Annotated in this window: 19 protein-coding genes and 1 tRNA gene; 15 read left to right on the top strand and 5 right to left on the bottom strand. The window is 71.9% G+C overall.

Annotation, left to right across the window (positions count from 1 at the left end):
• The first annotated feature begins 3 nt into the window (after window positions 1–3).
• Window positions 4–94, top strand: a tRNA-Ser gene (locus ASF45_RS22930).
• A gap of 84 nt (window positions 95–178) precedes the next feature.
• On the opposite strand, the gene ASF45_RS22925 is transcribed toward ASF45_RS22930, so the two are convergent.
• On the bottom strand, window positions 179–2551 hold the full coding sequence (locus ASF45_RS22925; RefSeq protein ID WP_056668413.1) for a DNA polymerase II: 2373 nt from the start codon (window positions 2549–2551) through the stop codon (window positions 179–181).
• Window positions 2552–2827: 276 nt separating this feature from the next.
• Between ASF45_RS22925 and ASF45_RS35560 the strand changes: the two genes are divergently transcribed.
• Window positions 2828–3031: a hypothetical protein gene (locus ASF45_RS35560; RefSeq protein ID WP_156473148.1), complete on the top strand. Its 204-nt coding sequence runs from the start codon at window positions 2828–2830 to the stop codon at window positions 3029–3031.
• A gap of 3 nt (window positions 3032–3034) precedes the next feature.
• Complete coding sequence (locus ASF45_RS35555; RefSeq protein ID WP_156473147.1) at window positions 3035–3211, top strand: hypothetical protein; 177 nt, start codon at window positions 3035–3037, stop codon at window positions 3209–3211.
• A gap of 84 nt (window positions 3212–3295) precedes the next feature.
• Here ASF45_RS35555 and ASF45_RS22920 read toward each other — a convergent pair whose 3' ends face one another.
• Together ASF45_RS22920 and ASF45_RS22915 are read right to left on the bottom strand one after the other, a co-directional pair.
• On the bottom strand, window positions 3296–3649 hold the full coding sequence (locus tag ASF45_RS22920; RefSeq protein WP_056668410.1) for a hypothetical protein: 354 nt from the start codon (window positions 3647–3649) through the stop codon (window positions 3296–3298).
• Complete coding sequence (locus tag ASF45_RS22915) at window positions 3627–3863, bottom strand: hypothetical protein (protein ID WP_056668407.1); 237 nt, start codon at window positions 3861–3863, stop codon at window positions 3627–3629. Before ASF45_RS22915 ends, ASF45_RS22920 begins: the two co-directional genes overlap by 23 nt.
• Before the next feature lie 159 nt (window positions 3864–4022).
• Between ASF45_RS22915 and ASF45_RS22910 the strand changes: the two genes are divergently transcribed.
• The 11 genes from ASF45_RS22910 to ASF45_RS22860 all read left to right on the top strand — a co-directional run bounded on the left by ASF45_RS22910 (window position 4023) and on the right by ASF45_RS22860 (window position 15119).
• The gene (locus ASF45_RS22910; protein WP_056668823.1) at window positions 4023–4742 is read left to right on the top strand and encodes an aldolase; all 720 of its coding nucleotides are present in this window, start codon (window positions 4023–4025) and stop codon (window positions 4740–4742) included.
• A 7-nt stretch (window positions 4743–4749) separates the two neighbouring features.
• Complete coding sequence (locus ASF45_RS22905; RefSeq protein WP_056668404.1) at window positions 4750–6129, top strand: CoA transferase; 1380 nt, start codon at window positions 4750–4752, stop codon at window positions 6127–6129.
• On the top strand, window positions 6120–6932 hold the full coding sequence (locus ASF45_RS22900) for a TlpA disulfide reductase family protein (RefSeq protein ID WP_056668401.1): 813 nt from the start codon (window positions 6120–6122) through the stop codon (window positions 6930–6932). The genes ASF45_RS22905 and ASF45_RS22900 overlap by 10 nt, the downstream gene beginning before the upstream one ends.
• Before the next feature lie 61 nt (window positions 6933–6993).
• The gene (locus ASF45_RS22895; RefSeq protein WP_056668398.1) at window positions 6994–7983 is read left to right on the top strand and encodes a tripartite tricarboxylate transporter substrate binding protein; all 990 of its coding nucleotides are present in this window, start codon (window positions 6994–6996) and stop codon (window positions 7981–7983) included.
• A 73-nt stretch (window positions 7984–8056) separates the two neighbouring features.
• Complete coding sequence (locus ASF45_RS22890) at window positions 8057–8878, top strand: HpcH/HpaI aldolase/citrate lyase family protein (RefSeq protein WP_056668395.1); 822 nt, start codon at window positions 8057–8059, stop codon at window positions 8876–8878.
• Between the two features lie 56 nt (window positions 8879–8934).
• The gene (locus ASF45_RS22885) at window positions 8935–9519 is read left to right on the top strand and encodes a rhomboid family intramembrane serine protease (protein ID WP_369802158.1); all 585 of its coding nucleotides are present in this window, start codon (window positions 8935–8937) and stop codon (window positions 9517–9519) included.
• Between the two features lie 16 nt (window positions 9520–9535).
• Entirely contained in the window at window positions 9536–10225 is a 690-nt protein-coding gene (locus tag ASF45_RS22880) for an extensin family protein (RefSeq protein WP_056668389.1), read from the top strand.
• A gap of 133 nt (window positions 10226–10358) precedes the next feature.
• Window positions 10359–10994, top strand: coding sequence for an aldehyde dehydrogenase iron-sulfur subunit PaoA (gene paoA / locus ASF45_RS22875; protein ID WP_082551221.1), 636 nt, complete (start codon window positions 10359–10361; stop codon window positions 10992–10994).
• Complete coding sequence (locus tag ASF45_RS22870) at window positions 10991–11965, top strand: xanthine dehydrogenase family protein subunit M (protein WP_056668386.1); 975 nt, start codon at window positions 10991–10993, stop codon at window positions 11963–11965. The genes paoA and ASF45_RS22870 overlap by 4 nt, the downstream gene beginning before the upstream one ends.
• A complete protein-coding gene (locus tag ASF45_RS22865; protein ID WP_056668384.1) occupies window positions 11962–14109 on the top strand; it encodes a xanthine dehydrogenase family protein molybdopterin-binding subunit in 2148 nt (715 codons plus the stop codon). Before ASF45_RS22870 ends, ASF45_RS22865 begins: the two co-directional genes overlap by 4 nt.
• Entirely contained in the window at window positions 14106–15119 is a 1014-nt protein-coding gene (locus tag ASF45_RS22860) for an AraC family transcriptional regulator (RefSeq protein WP_056668381.1), read from the top strand. Before ASF45_RS22865 ends, ASF45_RS22860 begins: the two co-directional genes overlap by 4 nt.
• Window positions 15120–15179: 60 nt before the next feature.
• Here ASF45_RS22860 and ASF45_RS22855 read toward each other — a convergent pair whose 3' ends face one another.
• Entirely contained in the window at window positions 15180–16676 is a 1497-nt protein-coding gene (locus ASF45_RS22855) for an amidase (protein WP_063887752.1), read from the bottom strand.
• On the bottom strand, window positions 16676–17617 hold the full coding sequence (locus tag ASF45_RS22850; RefSeq protein ID WP_056668375.1) for a tripartite tricarboxylate transporter substrate binding protein: 942 nt from the start codon (window positions 17615–17617) through the stop codon (window positions 16676–16678). The genes ASF45_RS22855 and ASF45_RS22850 overlap by 1 nt, the downstream gene beginning before the upstream one ends.
• A 137-nt stretch (window positions 17618–17754) precedes the next feature.
• Between ASF45_RS22850 and ASF45_RS22845 the strand changes: the two genes are divergently transcribed.
• Window positions 17755–18648, top strand: a complete 894-nt coding sequence (locus ASF45_RS22845; RefSeq protein ID WP_056668372.1) for a LysR family transcriptional regulator — start codon at window positions 17755–17757, stop codon at window positions 18646–18648.
• Window positions 18649–18705: the final 57 nt, after the last annotated feature.

Below are 18705 nucleotides of genomic sequence, written 5' to 3'. Positions count from 1 at the left end.
CACGGAGCGGTGGATGAGTGGTTTAAGTCGCACGCCTGGAAAGCGTGTGTGGGTTAATAGCCCACCGCGGGTTCGAATCCCGCCTGCTCCGCCAAGACAAATGAACAACGGCCCTGATGGGCCGTTTTTCATTTGTCCTGGCCTGGTCCGACGGCGAGGCGCCCAGCATGGGCGCCGACTAGAACAGCCGGCGCTGTGCGCCCGTCAGTGCCGCGAAGCTGTCGCCCATGGGGTGCAGGATGGCATCGGCGATCGGCAGCAGCTGCTTGTCCAGGTAGTGCGCGTAATCGATGCGCGCCTGGCGCACCTCCAGCGGCTCCGGTCCGCCGCGCGTCATGACATAGCGGATCCAGCCGCCATGCTGGTACTGCCGGGGGCGGTTCATGCGCAGGTTGTGTTCGTCGGCGATGCGCGCGGCACGCACCTGCGGCGGCACGTTGACCTGGTAGGCATCGAGCCGGTGGCGCAGCCGCTTGCGGTAGACCAGCAGTTCGTCCTTGTGGCCGGCCAGCGTGGCCTGCGCGTAGTCGGTGACGAAGTCGCGGTAAGGCTCGCCGCGGAAGATCCGCGAGAGCAGGCCTTCCTGGAACTGGCGCGCCAGCGGCGTCCAGTCGCTGCGGGCCATCTCCAGGCCCCGGTAGACCATCTCCTCGCGGCCCTGGGCGTCGACGCTGAGGCCGGCATAGCGCTTTTTGCTGCCCACGTCCGAGCCGCGGATGGTGGGCATGAAGAACTTGGCGTAGTGGGTGTCAAACTCGATCTCCAGGAAGTTCTCCAGCCCCTGCGCCTCGCGCAGCTCGCGCGTCCACCAGGCATTGATGTCCTGCACCAGGCTGGCCGCGACGGCATGCGCCTCGGCGTTGCCATGGGCGCGCCGGAGCCAGACGAAGATCGAATCGGTGTCGCCGTAGATGGCCTGGTAGCCGCGCTGCTCCACGAAGTCGCGCGTGCGCTTCATGATCTCGTGGCCGCGCAGCGTGACGGCCGACACCAGCTTGGGGTTGAAGAAGCGGCATTCGGATGCGCCCAGCACGCCCGCGAAGGAGTTCATGAGCAGCTTGAGCGCCTGCGACAGCGGCGCGTTGCCAGCGCGCTTGGCGGCGTCGCGCGCGTGCCAGAAGGTGGTCACGATCTCGGGCAGGCAGTGCCGCTCGCGCGAGAACACCGTGCCCTGCGGCCCGTGCACGAGGCCGTCGGGCTCCCGGGCATGCGTGCCCTCGACCAGGCCCACGGGGTCGACCAGGAAGGTGCGGATGATGGAGGGGTACAGGCTCTTGTAGTCCAGCACCACGACGGCGTCGTAGAAGCCCGGTCGCGAGTCCATCACGTAGCCGCCCGGGTAGGCCTTGGCCGCGATCTCGCCCACGTTGGGCGCCACATAGCCCAGGCGGTGCATGCGTGGCAGGTAGTGGTGGCTGAACGCGGCGATGGAGCCGCCGAAATGGTCGGCCTGCAGGCCCGTGACCTGTGCGCGCTCGAGCACGAACGGCAGCAGCGCGGTCTTCTCGAAGATGCGCAGCACCAGCGCGCAATCCTGGATGTTGTAGGCCGCCAGGGCCGGCTTGTCCTCCTGGTAGCGCCGCTCGATCTCGGCCATCTTGTCGTAGGCGTCACCGATGTCCTTGCCCTCGCCCAGCAAGGCCTGCGCGACGGACTCCAGGCTGAAGGACGGAAAGCTCCACATCGCCGCGCGCAGCGCCTCGATGCCGTCGATGACCAGCCGCCCCGGCATCGGCGCGAACAGGTAGCCCTGCTGGCCCGGGTGCGTGCGCCAGGCGATGGGCGTGCGCCCACGGCCGGGCAGCAGCGGCACGCCGCAGGCATCGGCCGCCTTCTGCAGCACGCGCAGGTCGAACTGCACCACGTTCCAGCCGATCACCACATCGGGATCGTGTTCCACGAACCAGGCGTTGAGCCGCTCCATCATCTCGCGGCGGCTGGCGCAGTGGACCAGCGTGAAGTCCATCGGCGTGGCCGCCGCAGCCCTCGCCTCGCCCAGCATGAACACCACGCGCGGGCCGGTGCCGTCCAGCGCGATGGAGTACAGCTCTTCGGTCGCGCTGGTCTCGATGTCCAGCGACACGACCCTGACCACCGGACGGTAGCCCGGCGCGGGCCGCAGGCGGCCATCGACGATGGTGTCGCCCTCGTGCTGCCCGCCCTCCACCACCACGCCCGCCGTGATGAAGCGTTCCATGAGGTGGCGGTCGTGCGGACGCACGTCGGCCTCGTAGAGCGGGATCTGCAGCGGCTGCAGCGCCCGGGCCAGCTTGCGCAGCTGGCGGAACTGCCGCGCATAGACGCCGAGCACAGGCTCCTGGCCGAACGAGCGCAGCGCCAGTTCGCGCAGCACCAGGCCGGGCAGCGTGGCCAGCTGGGTCTCGACGGCGGCCCGGTGCCGGGCCGCGACGAAGGCCACCGAGGTCTGCGCGCGCAGCAGCAGCCTGCGCGGGCCCTGCTCTGTCGCCAGCCAGTATTCGATGTCGGTGCCGTGCGCCGCATCGCGCCAGTGGCGCGTGAGGATGAAGCCCTTGAGTTCGGTGGACGCCACGGGGGCCTGCGGATGGATGGGGCGGTGAGGCGGAAGGTGAGCGGCACGATTCTCGCTGCCTCGCCGTGGCCGGCCGACTTGTCCCCGGCGGCCGTGGGCAAGCCTGTGGAGAACCTTGTGGGATCTGCCTGAAACCCTTGCCTGGCGCGGGCTGCCACGCGGTGCCTGCAAACCGGGCAGCGTGCTGGGCACGTGCCCTGTCGGCGCTGTCCTACCTGGCGCATCGGAGTCGCCGCACAGGGCGACCTGTCACAGCATCGTTACGCTCGTCACACCATGCAACAAATACGGATCTCGCGCGCCGCGGCCCTCCCAGCCCCCGACGGCCGGCGTTTCGATTGCCAATGGATGGAAGCCTGCCAGATGAACCGCTGGTTCCTGAAGGCGCGGCTGGCCGAGGCGCTGGCCATCCACGGCCAGGGCAGCCACTGGATCGAGACGCGTCCCCTGGAACGCGCCCCGGCCCCGCTGCAGGCCTGAGCCATGCCCTGGATGCCCTGGCAGGTCGCCGCATTCCTCCTCCTGCTCGGCGCCATGGGCGCTTGGGCCTGGGCACCGCAGCGCTGGCATGCGGCGGTGCAGGCCAGCCGCGCCGGCCGCGTGCTGCCGTTGGCGTTCACCGCCCTGGTGCTGCTGGTCTACGCCAGCATGGTGGTCTGAGCCGCCCTGTGCCTACGGCTTCCTGAGCGAAAGGACACTCTCCATCGGGGGATGCGCATCCGACAGCGCCTGCTGTACAGGCGCTCAGCCGGACGAGAAGCGGTAGCCCCTGGACTGCAGGCAGCGGTCGAAGGCGGCGCTGCGCGCGCCGGCGTTGAGGTCGGTGGAGGTGCCGGGCGGCTGCACCAGCGGGGCGCAGGGCCCCTGCCCGTAGATGTCGGTGCACTTGCGGTCCGCCTCGGTCGGCCAGGTCGGCGCCGCCATCGGGCGTGGCGGCCAGGCCTTGCCGGCCTCGGCGCCGCAGGCCGCCTTGTCGGCCTCCAGTTGGTCGGGCGTGGCGCCGGGCTTGTTCCAACTGCCGCAGCCAGCCAGCGCCAGCGCCAACACCCAGGGTAGCGCCCGGCGCAGCCCGCGGTCAGCGCGCCAGCGGCTCGACATAGGGCTGCTCCACATGCCAGCCGGCGTTGCCGACCAGGCCTGCCGCCATCAGCCCTTCGTACTGCTCGCGCGTGACGGGCATCAGGAACAGCGCAGCCGATCCATCCTCGGCCTCGGCAGGCAGCCAGACCAGGCAGCCCTTGCCGGCCCGGTAGCGCTGCGCGGCTTCGGGCACGTAGATGCTGAGTTCCTGCAGTTTCTCGCGGATGTTCATGGCGGCCTCCTGTGGATGGGCCGAGTCTGGCGGCCAGGCCGGCGAAGGCCCTGTCGGACGGCAGGCCATCCGCGTGGAAGCACCGGCCTTCGCGCGTCCTTGCGGCAGCTGGCGCACAGCCCTGCAAGAATGGCCGGCGCCATCCACCTGGAGCTCCCGATGCATTCCCACGATTTCAACAGCCCCACCGTCGCCGCGCTGCGCGACGACCTGGCACTGGCCCTGCGCGCCGCCGCCCACCATGGCCTGGCCGAGGGGGTCTGCAACCATTTCAGCGTGGAGCTGCCCGATGGCAGCGGCCGCTTCCTGCTCAATCCGCGCGGCCTGCTGTGGTCCGAGGTGCAGGCCGACGACGTGGTCATGGTCGATGCCCATGGCGAGCGCCTGGCCGGCCGCCATGCCGTGGAGCCCACGGCCATGTTCATCCACGCCGCCATCCACCGCCTGTGCGGCCAGGCCGTGGTGCTGCACACCCACATGCCCTATGCCACCGCGCTGACGCTGACCGAAGACGGCATGCTGGACAGCTGCCTGTCGCAGAATGCCATGCGCTTCCACGGCCGCGTGGCGCTGGACCCTGCGTACAACGGCCTGGCGCTGGACAACGCCGAGGGCGAGCGCATCGCGCGCGCCATGCAGGGCGCCGACGTGGCCTTCCTCGCCAACCACGGCGTGGTGGTCTGCGGCGCGCGCATCGACCACGCCTACGACGACCTCTACTACCTGGAGCGCGCCTGCATGGCCCAGGTGCTGGCCCAGTCCACGGGCCGGCCGCTGCGTCGCGCCGATCCCGCGCTGGTCGCGCGCGTGTGCGAACAGACACTGGGCGAGCGCCTGCAATCCGAACTCTTCTTCGAAGCGCTGCGGCGCCAGCTCTGAGGGCCCCATGGACAACACCCGCACCGTCGCCGCGATCTGGTCCCTGGCCGGCCTGCCCGAAGCCGCGCTGGCCGAACTGGCGCTCACGGGCCAGGACCCGGTCGTACCCTCCTCCTTCGCCGTCGGCCAGGCCGCCCAGGCGAGCATGGCGGTGGCGGCTCTGGCCGCGGCCGAACTCGGCCACGCGCGCGGCGTGGCACGCCAGCGCGTGGCCGTGGACATGGCGCACGCGGCCCTGGAATGCACGGGCTGGTTCAGCCTGGACGGCCAGGCGCCGGACCTCTGGGACGCGTTCTCGGGCCTGTACCGCTGCGCCGATGGCCATGTGCGCCTGCACGCCAACTTCGCCCACCACCGCGAGGGCGCGCTGCGTCTGCTGGGCCTGGACCCGACCACGGCCCAGCGCAGCGACGCCGAGCGCGCGCTGCTGGGCTGGCGCGCGCTGGACTTCGAGCAGGCCACGGCCGAACGCGGCCTCGTGGCCACCGCGCTGCGCAGCTTCGACCAGTGGGATGCCACGCCGCAAGCGCAGGCTGTCGCGGCCCAACCGCTGCTCACGTTCACGCGCATCGGCGACGCGCCGCCGCGCGCACTGCCGCCCTTGCAGGCGAATGCGCTGCCGCTGGACGGCCTGCGTGTGCTGGATCTCACGCGCATCCTGGCCGGTCCGGTCGGCGGGCGTGCGCTGGCCGCACTGGGCGCCGAGGTGCTGCTCGTCAACAGCCCGAACCTGCCCAACATCGCGGCCATTGCCGACACCAGCCGCGGCAAGCGCTCGGCCCAGGTGGACCTGCGCACGGACGCCGGCCAGGCCCGGCTGCGCGGGCTGCTGGCCGATGCCCATGTGTTCTCGCAGGGCTATCGGCCCGGCGGCCTGGCCGCGCTGGGCTTCGGCCCCGAGGCCCTGGCCGCGCTGCGCCCCGGCCTGGTCTGCGTCTCGCTGACGGCCTATGGCGCGCAAGGCCCCTGGGCCGCGCGGCGCGGCTTCGACTCGCTGCTGCAGACGGCCATGGGCTTCAACCACGCCGAGGGCGAGGCCGCGGGCGACGGCAAGCCCCGGCCCATGCCCATGCAGATCCTCGACGAGGCATCGGGCTTCCTGATGGCCTTCGGCGCCGCGGCCGCGCTGTGGCGCCAGCAGCGCGAAGGCGGCAGCTGGCATGTGCAGGTCTCGCTGGCGCAGACCGCGCATTGGCTGCGCGGCCTGGGCCGCGTGCCGGGCGGACTGCAGGCGAGCGTGCCGGACCGCACGCCCTTCCTCGAGACCAGCGCGTCCGGCTTCGGCGAACTCTGCGCCGTGCGCCCGGCCATGCAGCTGGGCCGCGCCACCGTCGGCTACCGCCATCCCTCGATGCCGCCCGGCAGCCATCCGCCGGCATGGACCTGAGCCTTCAGCTCGGGCCGATGGTGCTGCCGGCCCCGCTGCTGCTGGTGCTGGCCAGCGCGCTGCTGGCGTTCTGGCTGGCCCGCCGGCTGGCGCGGCCGCTGGGCGTGGACACCGAACCGCGGCTGTGGGGCGTGTTGCTGGCCGCGCTGCTCTGCGCACGGCTGGCCTTCGTCTGGAGCTACCGCGAAGCCTACCTGGCCGCACCGCTGACCGTGCTGGACATCCGCGACGGTGGCTGGAGCCCGGTGGCCGGCATCGTCGGCGGCTGGCTCGCGGCGGCCGTGCTGCTGCCCGTGCGCCGGCCCGAACGTCGCCCGGTGCTGCGCGCGCTGGCGGCGGCCACCGGGCTCTGGCTGCTGGGCACGCTGGCGTTGCAGTGGCATGGCCTGCAACAGCAGCGCAGCCTGCCGGCCCTGCAACTCGTGGCCGTGGACGGCCGCACGGTGGACCTGCGCAGTTTCAAGGGCCAGCCCGTGGTGCTGAACCTGTGGGCCACCTGGTGCCCGCCCTGCCGGCGCGAGATGCCGGTGCTGCAGCAGCTGCAGGCCGAGCGGCCCGACGTGCATGTGGTCTTCGCCAACCAGGGCGAGAGCCCGGCACGCGTGCTGCAGTACCTCGCGGGCCAGCAGCTGGCACTGCACCACCTGCTGTTCGACCCCCGGGCCAGCGCCGGCCAGGCCTTCGGCCACCGCGCGCTGCCGGCGACCTACTTCTTCGACCGCGAAGGGCGTCTCGTGGACGCGCGCATCGGCGAGCTCTCGCGCGCCACGCTGGCCGAGCGGCTGCGCCGGATCGCGCCCTGACCCCTTGGGGTATGGTCGCGGCGCGGCAACCGCTGCCGACAACGACAAAGGAGATCATTGCATGCACCAACGTCCGTCCCGCCCGTCACGCCGCACGGCCCTCGCGCTGCTGCTCGCCGCCACCGCCGCGCCCGCGCTGCGGGCCCAGGCCGCCTGGCCGAGCAAGCCCATCACGGTCATCGTGCCCTTCCCGCCAGGCGGCCAGACCGACGTGATCGGCCGCCTGGTCTGCGACCAGCTGGCGCGCCGGCTGGGCCAGCCCGTGGTGGTGGAGAACCGGCCCGGCGTGAACGGCTCGCTGGGCTCCGAGCAGGTGGCGCGCACCGCGGCCGACGGCTACACGCTGGTCGTCACGGGCCCGGGCACGCATGCCATCAACCAGCTCGTGAATCCCAACGTGAAGTACGACGCGCGCAAGGACTTCACCCACATCGGCATGCTCACGCGCGCCGGCAACGTGCTGCTGGCCTCGCCGGCCTTCCAGGGCAAGAGCGTGGCCGACGTGGTGGCGCTGTCCAAGGCCAGGCCGCGCTCGATCAACTTCGCGCTGACCGGCATCGGCTCCTCGGGCCACATGTCGATGGAGCTGCTCAAGCAGGCCGCCGGCATCGACTTCAACGCCGTGCCCTACAAGGGCGACGCGCCGGCCATCACCGACCTGATCGGCGGCCAGGTGGACCTGCTGTTCGTCAACGCCACCTCGGCCGGCGCCCAGGTGCGCGGCGGCAAGCTGCGCGGCCTGGCCGTGACCAGCCCCGAGCGCAACGGCCTGCTGCCCGACCTGCCGACGATGGCCGAGGCCGGCCAACCCGAGGTCGTGGCCCAGTCCTGGACCGGCCTGTCCGGCCCCGCGGGCCTGCCGGCCGCCCTGGTCGAGCGCCTGAACCGCGAGCTGCAGGCCATCCTCGCGCTGCCCGAGGTGCGCGAGCGCTTCGCCGCCACCGGCAACACCGCCGTGCCCGGCAGCCCGGCCGACGCCCAGCGCTTCGTCGACGACGAGGTCGCCAAATGGTCCAAGGTCGTCAAGGCCGGCAACATCCGGATCGAGTGACACCCCGTTTGGATGTCGAAGGTCGTGTAGACATCCCATCCCCCTCCAGGGGCACAGCATCTTTGAAACTTAAATGAACACCTTGCAACCCAACCTCTTCAAACGCGCGCTGCGCGAAGGCCGCACGCAGATCGGCATCTGGTCCACGCTGGCCTCTCCCTACGCCACCGAACTGATCGCCGGCAGCGGCTACGACTGGGGCCTGCTCGACACCGAGCACACGCCCAGCGACGTGCCGCTGATGTTGAACCAGCTGCAGGCCGCAGCCTCGGCCGTGCCCGCCGCCGGCGCCGTGCCCATGGAGGCCGTGGTGCGCCCGGCCTGGAACGACACCGTGCTGATCAAGCGCTACCTGGACATCGGCGCGCGCAGCCTGCTGCTGCCCTTCGTGCAGAACGCCGCCGAGGCCCAGGCCGCCGTGCATGCCACGCGCTACGCGCCGGCCGGCGTGCGCGGCATGGGCGGCTCCACGCGCGCCACCAACTTCGGCCGCACGGCCGGCTACGTGGAGCATGCGCACGAGGAGATCTGCCTGCTGGTGCAGGTGGAAACGCGCGAGGCGCTGGCGCAGATCGAGGCGATTGCCGCCATCGATGGCATCGACGGCATCTTCATCGGCCCGGCCGACCTCTCGGCCAGCATGGGCCACCCCGGCAAGCCGCGCCACCCCGAGGTGGACGCCGCCATCGACGACGCGATCCGGCGCATCCGCCGCGCCGGCAAGGCACCCGGCATCCTGATGGCCGACGCCGAGCGCGCGCGTGCCTGCATCGCCCAGGGCGCGCAATTCGTGGCCGTGGCCATGGACATGCTGTTGCTGCGCAACGGTGCCGACGGCACCGCCGCCCAGTGGCGCGACCAGCGCGCCGCTGCCGGCCGCTCCGACAGCTACTGAGCCTGCCAAACCCGTAGCCGGCGGACGGCCAAGCCGGCTCGCATAGCATCCCTGCCATGCCACCACTGACCCAGAACCTGCTCATCGCCAACATCGGCGTGTTCGTGCTCCAGATGCTGCTGGGCGGCGACATCGTCGCCTGGTTCGCGCTGTGGCCGCTGGAGTCGGGCATGTTCATGCCCTGGCAGGTGGCCAGCTACGCCTTCCTGCACGGCAGCCTCATGCACCTGGCCTTCAACATGTACGGCCTGTGGATGTTCGGCGGCGAGCTGGAGCGCGTCTGGGGCGCGCGCCGGCTGGCCGTGTTCTACGCCGCCAGCGTGTTCACGGCCGCGCTGGCGCAGCTGCTGGTCACCGGCATGGCGGGCAGCACAGCGCCCACCGTGGGTGCCTCGGGCGGCCTGTTCGGCCTGCTGATGGGCTTTGCCATGGTGTTCCCGCAGCGCCGCATCACGCCGCTGCTGCCGCCGATCCCGATGCCGGCCTGGGCCTTCGTGATGCTGTACGGCGCGATCGAACTCACGCTGGGCGTGACCGGCAGCGCCAGCGGCGTGGCGCATTTCGCGCACCTGGGCGGGCTGCTGGGCGGCTGGCTGGTGATCCGTTACTGGCGCGGGCAGGCGCCGTTCGGGCGGCGCTGAAGACCGGGCCGGTCGCATGAAGTGGCTGCTGGTCGTGCTGGCCTTGGCCGGCCTGGCTGCCGTTGCGACGCATGGGCACCACTGGACGCTGCCCGACCGCCACAACCCGTGGGCGCCGCTGCACTACGCCGAGCCGCCGAACTGGCTCACGCGCCACAAGCTGCAGCGGCTGGCCACACAGCCCGAGGCCTGCCTGGCGCTGATGGCCAGCACGCCGTGGCGCTTCCAGCCCATCGCCGACCGTGACACCGGCCCGGGCTGCGGCATGCACGACGCGATCCAGGTCCAGCGCACGGCGGTGTCGATCGGCCAGCCGCTGGCCATGACCTGCGCGGTGGCGGCGTCGCTGGCGCTGTGGGAACGCCATGTGCTGCAGCCGCAGGCGCAACTGTGGTTCGGCATGCCGGTGCGCAGCATCGAGCACTACGGCAGCTACGCCTGCCGCAACGTGGCCGGCAGCAGCACCGGCAGGCGCAGCGAACACGCCACCGCCAACGCGGTGGACCTGGCCGGCTTCGTGCTGCAGGACGGCCGGCGCGTCAGCGTGGCGCGCGACTGGGGCCGGCCCGGTCCCGCGGCGCAGTTCCTGCAATCGGTGCACCAGGGCGCCTGCGGGCTGTTCACGGGGGCGCTGGGGCCTGCGTACAACCAGGCCCACGCCGACCACTTCCACTTCGACCGCGGGCCGTTCGGCATCTGCCGCTAGCACGGACGCCGCCACGCTCGGCCGATCAGGCAAGACTCGCGCGGGATCGGGCAACCCATGGGCGGGGCGGCTGCCTACATTGAAGGCCATGCCACACCACCCTCTGGAACACGGGACACAGCCCTCCCACGCGATGCCCGGCGACCCCGCCGCCGGCTGTCCGGCCCTGTCACGCCGCAGTTTCCTGGCCGCGAGCGCGGCGGCCGGCGCACTGCCGGCACAGGCCGCTGCTCCAACTCCAGCCAGGCCCGCCGACGCAGCGGCGGCGGCGGTCCACATGACCGTCAACGGCAGCCGCCGCAGCCTGGCGCTGGACCCGCGCGTGACGCTGCTCGATGCCCTGCGCGACCACCTCGACCTGACCGGCACCAAGAAGGGCTGCGACCACGGCCAGTGCGGCGCCTGCACCGTGCTCGTCAACGGCCGGCGCATCAACAGCTGCCTGTCGCTGGCCGTCATGCACGAGGGCGACACCGTCACCACCATCGAGGGGCTCGGCACGCCCGAGGCCCTGCATCCCATGCAGGCCGCGTTCGTGCGGCACGACGGCTTCCAGTGCGGCTTCTGCACGCCCGGGCAGATCTGCTCGTCGGTCGCCATGCTGCAGGAGATCCGGCAAGGCGTGCCAAGCCATGCCACGGCAGACCTGATGCAGCTGCAGCTGTCCGACGCCGAAGTGCGCGAGCGCATGGCCGGCAACCTGTGCCGCTGCGCGGCCTATCCCAACATCGTCGCCGCGATCCGCGACGTGGCGGGAGGTCGCGCATGAAGGCCTTCACCTACCAGCGCGCCAGCTCGGTCGAGGAAGCCGCCGCCGCCGTCGCCGCGGTGCCGGGCGCCAGGTTCATCGCGGGCGGCACCAACCTGCTGGACCTCATGAAGCTGCACATCGAGACGCCCGCCCATCTCGTGGACGTCAACCGCATCGGCCTGGACCAGATCACGCCCACGCCAGCGGGCGGCCTGCGCATCGGTGCGCTGGTGCGCAACACCGACCTGGCGGCCGATGCGCGCGTGCGCCGCGACTATGCGGTGCTGAGCCGCGCCATCGTGGCCGGCGCGTCCGGCCAGCTGCGCAACAAGGCCACGACCGCGGGCAACCTGCTGCAGCGCACGCGCTGCCCCTACTTCTACGAACCCGCCCTGCCCTGCAACAAGCGCCACCCCGGCAGCGGCTGCGCGGCCATGGGCGGCCAGACGCGCAACCTGGCCATCCTGGGCGCGAGTGCGCACTGCATCGCCACCCATCCCTCCGACATGGCGGTGGCCATGCGCGCGCTCGATGCGCAGGTGGAAACCGCGAACGCCGATGGGCGTCGGCGGACCATCCCCATCGCCGCGCTCTACGCACCGCCCGGCGACACACCCCACCTGGAAACCACCCTGCTGCCCGGAGAACTCATCACCGCCGTGACCCTGCCCGCGCCGCTGGGCGGCGTGCACATCTACCGCAAGGTGCGCGACCGGGCCTCGTACGCCTTCGCCAACGTATCGCTGGCGCTCGTGGCACAGGCCAGGGACGGCCGGGCCACGCCCTTGCGCATGGCCTTCGGCGGCCTCGCGCACGCGCCATGGCGGGTCGAGGCTTCAGAGCGGCTGGCACCCGGCGCGTCGGCCGGCGACCTCGCCGAGGTCGTTCTCAAGGGTGCCCGACCCACGGCGCAGAACGCCTACAAGCTGCCACTCGTGCAACGCGTGCTGCAAGCCGGCATCGCCCAGGCCGCGGGAGCACAGCCATGATCGGCCAGGCCATCGACCGCGCGGACGGCCCCCTCAAGGTCACGGGCCGCGCGCGCTACACGCTGGACCGCCGCGAGGCCGGCGCCCCGCTCAGCGGCGTCTTGGTGGGCGCCGCCATTGGCCGCGGCCGCATCGCGCGCATCGACACGGCGCGTGCCGAGCGCGCGCCCGGCGTCGCACTGGTCGTGACGCACCGCAATGCGCCCGCGCAGGGCGCGGTCGACACCACGGTGCCGTCGCAGTTCGCGCGGGCACGGCCGGTGTTCGCCAGCGACCAGGTCCGCTACGCCGGCCAGCCGGTGGCGCTGGTGGTGGCCGACACGCTGGAGCACGCGCAGGCCGCGGCGGCGCTGCTGGACGTGGACTACGCCAGCGCGCCCGGCAGCTTCGCGCTCGCCGAGCAGGCCGGCTATGCCCCGGCGCGCGCCAATGCCGGCTTTGCCAACGACACGGCGCTCGGCGATCTGGACCAGGCCATGGCCGATGCCCCGGTGCGGCTGGACCAGCACTACAGCACCTCCTACCAGGCGGCCCATGCCATGGAACCGCATGCCTGCATCGCGTCGTGGCACGACGAGGCGCTGCATGTCTGGGCCAGCCTGCAGCGCATCATCACCACGCGCCAGGCCATCGCCGCCACGCTGCGCATCCCGCTGGCCTCCATCCACATCGATGCCGCCTTCGTCGGCGGCGGCTTCGGCTCCAAACTGACCACCCACGCCCACGTCGTCTGCGCGGCCATCGCCACGCGCGCGCTCGGGCGGCCGGTGCGTGTGGCGCTGACGCGCCGGCAGATGGTGTCCATGGTCGGCGGGCGGCCGGAGACGGTGCAGCGCGTGCGCATCGCCGCCAGCCCCAACGGCCGGCTGACCGGCATCGGCCACGACGTGCGCATGCAGGGCAGCCCCGGCGAGGAGTTCACGGAGCAGACCGCGACCGTGACGCGCTCGCTCTACGCAGCGCCCCACCGCGCCACCAGCCACCGCGTGGTGGTGCTCGACCGCGTGCTGCCCGAGCCGGTGCGCGGCCCGGGCGAGCTGCCGGGCCTGCTGGCGGTGGAGACGGCGGTGGACGAACTGGCCTTTGCGCTCGGCATCGATCCGGTGGCGCTGCGCCTCTACAACGACACCGCCGTCGATCCCGAACGCGGCGTGCCGCTGTCCAGCCGCAAGCTGGCCGACTGCCTGATCGCCGGTGCCGAGCGCTTCGGCTGGTCGCGGCGGCCGGCGCGGCCGGCCTCGCAGCGCGATGGCCGCTGGCAGGTCGGCTGGGGCGTGGCCTCGGCCATCCGCATCCACTTCCAGGGCGCCACGCGGGTGGTGGTGCGGGTGGGTGCGGACGGCCGCATCCAGGTGCTGTCCGACATGACCGACATCGGCACCGGCACCTACACCATCCTCGCGCAGGTGGCGGCCGAGAGCCTGGGCCTGCCGCTGGCGCAGATCGATGTGCAACTGGCCCGCAGCGACCTGCCGGTGAGCGGCGGCTCCGGCGGCTCCTGGGGCGCGGCCAACACCAGCGTGGCCTTGCAGCGCGCCTGCGAGGCGCTGAAGGTGAAGGCGCGGGCCGCCGCCCGGCAACCGGGCAGCGCGCCCTACGCCATCGGCCTGGAGGCCGAGGGCAGCATCGCCGGCCAGGGCGACGACCCACGCTACCGGCTGTTCTCGCAGCACACCTACGGCGCCACCTTCGCCGAGGTCGGCGTGGACGCGGACACCTGCGAGGTCCGCGTGCGGCGCATGCTCGGCGTGTTCGCGGCCGGCCGCATCCTGAACCCCAAGACCGCGCGCTCGCAGCTGATCGGCGGCATGGCCTGGGGCATCGGCTCGGCCCTGCACGAGGCCGGGCACCTCGATGCGCGTTCCGGCCACATGCTCAACAGCGACCTGGGCGAGTACCTGGTGCCCACCCACGCCGACGTGCCTGCCATCGAGGCGGTGCTGCTCGACGACTTCGACGACGCGGCCAACCCCATGGGCATCAAGGGCGTGGGCGAGCTCGGCGTGTGCGGCAGCGGCGCCGCGGTGACGAATGCCATCTTCCACGCCACGGGCATCCGGCTGCGCAGCTTCCCGGTGACGGCGGACCAGTTGCTGATGGCTTCGCTGGCGCAGCGCGATGCCCTTCCCGGAAGCGCTGCATGAACCGCGCCGCCGCCCTCGACACCCCGCCATACGCGCCCGACCGCGTGGCCGACTGCTATGCTTTTCTGATGCCGGACCTTCCCGCTCCCGCGCGTTTCAATGGTGATCCGCTGCGCCGTTCTGCCTGCCTGGCCGAGCTGGCGCTGCGGGCCCAGGCGTTCGCGCCGCACGACGGCGTGCACGCCACGCCGATCCCCAAGTTGCGGCTGATCCGCGCCTGCGGGGAGTCGCCCCTCACGCACGTGATGTACGAGCCGGCCCTGTGCCTGCTCGCACAGGGGCGCAAGCAGCTGCTGGTGGGCGATGGGCGGGTCGAATACGACACGGCCCACCACGTGGTCGCGGCGCACCACATCCCGGTGGCCGGCCAGATCGTGGATGCATCGCCGCAGCGGCCGTACCTGTGCGTCTGGATCGACCTGGACCCGGCCGTGCTGGCCTCGCTGCTGCTCGACGGCGGCACGGCAGCCCCCGCAGCGCAGCTGCGCACCACCGTGCCGCGCGGCATCTACGCCGCGCACACCAGCGAGCAGCTGCTCGACGCGGTGCTGCGGCTGTGCCGGCTGCTCGACACGCCGCAGCACATCGCGCAGCTGGCGCCGCTGGTCCAGCGCGAGATCATGTACTGGCTGCTCGCGGCCGACGACGGCTGGAAGCTGGCACAGCTCGTGACGCCCGGGACGCAGTCGCAGCGCATCGGGCTGGCCATCGACTGGCTGCGCCGCCACTACCGCCAGCCGCTGGACATGGACGACGTGGCGCGGGCCGGCCACATGAGCCGCTCCTCCCTGGACGCCCACTTCAAGGCCGTGACGCGCATGAGCCCGTTGCAGTACCAAAAGCAGTTGCGCCTGCTCGAAGCGCGCCGCATGCTGCTGTCCGAGGCGGTCAGTGCCGAGCAGGCCGCCCACAGCGTCGGCTACCAGAGCGCCTCGCAGTTCAACCGGGAGTACGCCCGCGCGTTCGGAAAGAGTCCGGCGCGCGATGCGCGCGAACTGCGCGCTGGCTGAAGGCGCAGGCCGCTGTGCGCACCGATGCGCCATGCCGTGCGGCGGCGGCGCCGCCGCGCCTCAGCGTTGCGCCGCCGGCGCGTAGCGCTGCCAGGGAAACGCCGCCTCGTACTGGGCGCCGACGGCGATCAGCCGGTCGTCATGGCCCAGCGGCGCGACGAGCTGCATGCCCAGCGGCAACCGGCGCGGCGAGAGCCCGGCCGGCAGCGCCAGCGCCGGGCAGCCCGTGGCATTGGCCAACGGGCAGAACGGCGAGTACTGCAGCAGGCTGTCGTCGCCGAAGCGGTAGTCCTCGTAGTCGTCCCAGTCCAGCCCGAAGCGGCCGATCGGCGCCGGCTCGCGTGCCAGCACCGGCAGTGCCAGCAGGTCGATGCCGGTGGCGGCCAGGTAGTCGGCAAAGCGCCGGCCCAGTGCGTGCAGACCGTTGATGTGCCGCACATAGTCGCTGGCCGACATGCGCTGCGCGTAGCGGACCAGGGACTGCACGGTCTTCTGCAGGCCGTCCAGCGCGGTGTTGCCGCAGGCCCGGCCATGGGCCTCGATCGCCGCCCAGGCGTTCTGCGCGATGACCGGCACCACGTGCTGCATAACCTCGCGCGGCGCCACCGGCATCGGCACCTCGACGCAGACATGGCCCAGCTGCGCCAGCCGCCGGCCGAACTGCGCATAGGCCTCGCGCACGGCATCGTCCAGCGCCGGGCTGTCCTGCACCACGATGCCGATGCGCAGCGGTGTGACGGTGCCTGCGGCCTGCACCTGCTCGACCACCTCGGCGAAGCGGCGCGCGAAGCTCGGCGCCACGTACGGCGCCCCCGGTGACGCGCCGGCCGCGACGTCGAGCGCGCGCGCGCAGTCGCGCACCGACACGGTCAGCATGTGCTCGGACACCATGCCGCCCCAGCTTTCGCCGCGGGCCGGGCCGAACGGCGTCATGCCGCGGCTGGTCTTCAGGCCGACCAGGCCGCAGCAGGCCGCCGGGATGCGAATCGAACCGCCGCCGTCGCCGCCGTGCGCGATCGGCACCATGCCCGCGGCCACCGCGGCGGCGGCACCGCCGCTGGAGCCACCGGCGCTGTGCGCGCGGTTCCAGGGGTTGCGCGTGGGGCCGCCATAGCTCGGGCCCTCGGAGGTCGGGCTCAGGCCCAGCTCCGACGAGGTGCTGCGCCCGATCAGCGAGAAGCCGGCCTGGCGGTAGCGCGCGGTGAGGTCGCCTTCCTGCGCGAAGCGCACCTGGCCGAAGTAGGCCGAGCCCATGGTGCTCGGCAGGCGCGGGTCGGCCGTGCCCAGGTCCTTGAGCAGCGAGGGCACGCCGAAGAAGGGCCGGGCCTGCAGCAGGGCCGCGCGCGCGGTCGTGTCCAGCCCGGCCAGCAGGCGGTCGTTGCCCTCGGCCTGCTCGGCGGCATGGTCCGCGTCGACCAGGCAGACCGCGTTGATGTCGGGGTTGCGCGCCGCGATGCGGGCCAGCACGTCCTGCATCAGCGCGGTGCAGCTGTAGGCGCCCTGCACCAGGCCCGCCGCCAGTGCCGTGGCGTCCAGGCCTTGTTCTGCGAAGTCCATCATTTCTTGGCCAATCCGAGCTTGTGCATCAGGACGCGCTCGTCGGCGAAGGTCTTGATGTTGTCGGCCGTGTAGTCGGCAGTGCTCATGTAGCGCGGCGTCTGGTCGAAGTTCTCCATCACGCGCAGGAACTCCACTTCCTGCATGCCCTTCCTGAAGGCATCGTGCAGGATCCTGATGCGCTCGGCCGGCGTGCCGGCGGGGGCGGCCAGGCCGTACGGCGAGTCGAACACCAGGCCCGGCGCGACTTCGTTGAGCGTGGGCACCTCGGGCCATTTCCTGGCGCGCTCGGGGCCATAGGTCGCCAGCAGGCGCATGCGGCCGGACTGCAGGTAAGGGGCCCAGCCGGTCGAGTCCGACGCTGCATCCACATGGCCGCCCAGCAGCGCCACGAGGTTCTCCGACGAGCCCTTGAACGGCACATGCTGGATATCCAGCTGGAGCCGTTCGGCCAGCACCGCCAGTGCCACGTGGTGCGAGGTGCCCGTGCCGCCCGAGCCATAGGTCAGCTTGCCGGGGTTCCTCTTCGCGTGGTCGATGAAGTCCTGCAGCGTCTTCCAGGGCGACTTGGCGTCGACGACCATGCCGAAGGTGTACCCGGTCAGGCGGATGATGTAGCTGAAGTCCTTGATCGGATCGAACGACACCTTCTGCATGTGCGGCAGCCGGAACTGCGTCTGCGTCACCTGGCTCACGGTGTAGCCGTCGGGCTTGGCCGTCTTGCCCATGACGGCCGGGCCCAGCGTGCCGGCGGCGCCGGGCTTGTTGTCGATCACGATGGGCTGGCCCAGGTGCGGCTCGGTGGCCTTGGCCAGCGCGCGCAGCACGGCGTCGGTCGAGCCGCCGGCGGGCCAGGGCACAATCAAAGTGACCGGCCGCGCAGGGAAGGTCTCGGCCCGTGCCGTGCCGGTCAGGGCGGCAGCGCCCGCGAGTGCGGCCATGGCCCGGACGGCCTGCCTTCTGGAACTGTTCATACGAAAACTGCAGGGAAGGATGGGGAAGCGGCCGAGTCTAGAAAGCGCCAGGAATCGGTCAATTGACGATTCGGCAAGCCTTGTTAACCCCTGCGCAACACGCCATGCCGGAACTCTCCCTGCGCCACTACAAGGCCATCGTGGCGGTCGCCGAGCTGCGCAGCTTCACGCTGGCAGCGCACCGGCTGTGTGTCTCGGTGCCGGCCCTGAGCAAGACCGTGCGCGAGGCCGAAGAGCTGGTCGGCTTCGCGCTGTTCGACCGTTCGCCCAAGTCGGTGGCACCGACGGCCCAGGGCGAGATCTTCGGCCGCTGCGCGCGCGACGTGGTGCTGGCGCACCAGCGCAGCACCGACAGTGCTGGCGCGATCCGCGACAACCGCCTGGGCGCCCTGCGCATCGGCGGCACGCAGCTCGCGAATGCCTCGTTCCTGCTGCCGGCCGTACGCGCCTGCATGCAGCGCCGGCCCGGCGTGCAGATCTCGCTCGTCGACAACGATGCCGAGACGCTGCAGGACGCCCTGCTGCGCGGCGCCTTCGATCTGGCCGTGGGCCCGCGGCGCGCGGCCGGTGCCGGCATCGAGACCATCGACATCTGCGATGTGCCGCTGTACTTTGTCGCGCCACAGGCGGAGTTCGCCGAGCGCACCTGCATCCCATGGGCCGAGGTCATCGGCAAGCCGCTGATCTTCATGGACTCGCGCGCCGTGCTGCATGTCATGCACTACCTGGACCGCCGCTTCGTGCTGGACGACTGGCGCGTGATCGGCAGCGCCACCACGGCCCTGTCGGTGGTGGAGAACCAGGGCGGCTACATGGTCAGCGCGGGCTACGCCAGGAAGATCGCGCGCAGCTACGACGTGCGCTGCCTGAAGCTCGTGGAGCCCGAGGTGCGGATGACGCTGAGCCTGTACTTCGCGCGCAGCCTGCCTGCGCAGGAGATGGTGCGTGCGGTGGCGCAGGAGCTGGCCGGCTGCATCGCGGAGCTGCTGCACGACTGAGCCCGCTCAGCGCAGCGGCCGGCGGCCACCAGAGCGCATGCAGGAACAGCGCGGCTC

Origin of the sequence: Pseudorhodoferax sp. Leaf265, from assembly GCF_001422365.1 — a bacterium.
GTDB lineage: Bacteria > Pseudomonadota > Gammaproteobacteria > Burkholderiales > Burkholderiaceae_C > Pseudorhodoferax.
This window is presented reverse-complemented; position numbering and strand designations above follow the sequence as displayed.